Raw genomic sequence first — 2,523 nt, 5'->3', positions numbered from 1 at the left:
TGACCAGCTACCACAACAAAATAAGGTAGCTTAACTAGAGCAGAGTATCACTTATAAATAAGCTTTTAGTTGTTCAAACATGTGGGACCACCTCTGTTTTTCGTATTATTTTTTTCGATTAAGTCAAATCCAACCTATAAAATAATGGATTTTCATATAATAATTTAGACATGCTTTAGTCCAACAGGTAAATAGCATACTAAAAGTAAAAATTTACTTTATAAAGCCAAATATCTTAAAGCTATTAGACCAATAGTTGCAGAATCTATAGAACTTTATGATATTCGTAAATCGAGTACTTCTATAGAATACAATATTAAAAGACAGATAAAACTTATTGGCTTTTGTGTGAAATAACGATTAATCCATTTCAAAACAAGACAACCATTTTTAGAAAACAAAAAAGAGAAGGCACTTATGCCTTCTCTCCAATTTGTATACTTATATCAATAACAATCAATTAGAACAGAAGCTGATTATTATTTAATAACTCATCCAGTGTTGTATCTGTATTTTTCAATACAATAAGGTCAGTTGAGTTATAGTTATTTCCAGTGCCATCACGATCAATACTAATCAAAGTATTACCCTCGCCATCAGAAGTAACAGACACATAATTAGCGATATTGTCTGCATTAGCGCCATCTAATAGTGCACTAACATCCACTTTATCTCCTTGTGCCAGATTGAAGTCAGTCCACTCATCCTTACCATTACCACCCGTTGCATCTGCAACGTTCAGTAAGTTATAGATAACGGTATCTGCTCCAGCTCCAGTCGTAATAACATCATGGCTAGCAGTACTCGTAATGTTTTCATCACCAATACTCGCTGTAGAGATATCATCACCGGCACTTGTCTCATAATATTCATCAGCATTAATAGCTAATTTTGAGATAGCTTCATCATTACTATTTGTACCAATTTGAATAGTTAAATTAGCATTATCAGATTTACCCGTTACTGGATCTATCACAGTATATTCAAACATTTCTGTCTTACCAATTACTGTAACATCACTGTTTGGTGTATACGTGTAACTACCATCTGGTTTAATCACTAGTGTGCCATAATTACCAACAATGGTTGTTTCACCTGTTATAGCTTGACCAGCTACTTCAGATATAATTGCACCAGCAGGCACATTATCCTGACCATGAATACCATCAGTATCAGTAATCACATTACCACCAACTGAAGTTACATTGGTTATGATAGGATCCTGAGCAGTGTCATAAGACTTGATAATAATATCAGTCTCAATAAAACCAGGTAGAGTGATAGCATTAAAGCTACTCATATCTATTTTATATTGTCCACTTGCTAAACCAGGTAATTCAAGTTTAGCGACTTGACCAAAAACTCCAATAAAGTCAAAGATTCCGCCTGATGAACTGTTACCAATTTCAACCCATGAACCATTCTCAAATTTAGACACTTTAACTGCAACACTATCGAAGAATGATGCCCATGATCCTGACTTGATTTCTAATGTAACATCAGCTATCTGATTTTCTTGAACACTGAATTGGGTTGAACCACTCGTTGTACCAATGACTATTCCAAGGAAACCAATGAGCCAATTATAAGAGATTGCGTTGTCTAAGGTCGTTTCTGTAACAGGATACTCAAAATCAACCCCTGCTTCTACGAGATTGTCTACTGCATCAACTGGAATATTTGGTGCTGTAACTTCTGTTGGAGTAGATTCGTTGCCAGCAACATCTTTTGCAGTCACATCTACAACTTCTCCATCATTTAACGAATCCGTAAACACGACAGTATAATTACCATTTTCATCCGTAACCGCTGTACCCAATACGTTGCCGCCTTGGTCTTTAACCGTCACTGTTGAACCTGGTTCTGCCGTTCCACTTAAATCCGAGCCATCATGATTAAATTCAGCAGTTGGTGCATCTGGTGCCGTTGTATCATCAGCTGTTGCTTGAGTAGGTTCAGATTCATTGCCAGCAACATCTTTTGCAGTCACATCGACCACTTCACCATTGGTTAATGGCGTGGTTAGATCCACTGTGTAGTTGCCATTTTCATCGGTAACCGCTGTACCTAATACGTTACCGCCTTGGTCTTTAACCGTCACTGTTGAACCTGGTTCTGCTGTACCCGTAACTTGCGTTCCATCATTAACAACATCTGCTGTCGGAGCAGTTGGCGCAGTCGTATCATCAGCTGTTGCTTGAGTAGGTTCAGATTCATTGCCAGCAACATCTTTTGCAGTCACATCGACCACTTCACCATTGGTTAATGGTGTGGTTAGATCTACTGTATAGTTGCCATTTTCATCAGTAACCGCTGTACCCAATACGTTACCGCCTTGGTCTTTAACTGTCACTGTTGAACCTGGTTCTGCTGTACCTGTTACTTGCGTTCCATTATTAACAACATCTGCTGTCGGAGCAGTTGGAGCAGTCGTATCATCAGCTGTTGCTTGAGTAGGTTCAGATTCATTGCCAGCAACATCTTTTGCAGTCACATCGACCACTTCACCATTGGTTAATGGTG

The 2,523-nt window shown here is 38.2% G+C and carries 1 protein-coding gene; it reads right to left on the bottom strand.

Features of this window, described 5'->3' with window-relative positions; translation table 11 throughout:
* Positions 1–460: 460 nt before the first annotated feature.
* On the bottom strand, positions 461–2,523 hold a 2,063-nt coding region (locus ACG916_RS21425; RefSeq protein WP_419340084.1), incomplete at its 5' end, for an Ig-like domain-containing protein.

Source organism: Acinetobacter legionensis, assembly GCF_048552295.1.
Taxonomy (GTDB): Bacteria; Pseudomonadota; Gammaproteobacteria; order Pseudomonadales; family Moraxellaceae; genus Acinetobacter.
Note: the sequence above shows the minus strand (reverse complement) of the source record. Positions and strands in the feature narration are given on the sequence as shown.